Annotated in this window: 1 pseudogene; it reads right to left on the minus strand. The window is 61.4% G+C overall.

Annotated features, from left to right (window positions below):
* Window positions 1–321, minus strand: a pseudogene (locus AF337_RS03830) (sugar ABC transporter permease); the annotation flags it as partial.

The raw sequence follows: 321 nt of genomic DNA on the forward strand, positions 1-321 counted from the left end.
GCATTGTCGCCGCCCGCCAGCATCGAGATCCACATGAAACCGGCGACGACCTCAGGGGCTGCATTCGGCAACAGGATGATCGACGAGAACACCCGCCGAAAGCGGATCGGGCGGCGCAGCGCAATTGCCGAGATCAGCCCGAGCACGAACTGGCCGATCACCGCCGAACCGATGACGAAGACGAAGGTGACGAATAGCGAATTCCAGAACTTCGCGTCGTTGAAGAGCCGCGTGTAATTCCTGAGACCGACAAAGCGGGGCCGAAGGGCCGCGGCCCCGGTCAGCGCCTCGTTGGTGAAGCTCAGATAGATGGAATAGAGG

The organism is Rhizobium ecuadorense (genome assembly GCF_001187535.1).
Taxonomy (GTDB): Bacteria; Pseudomonadota; Alphaproteobacteria; order Rhizobiales; family Rhizobiaceae; genus Rhizobium; species Rhizobium ecuadorense.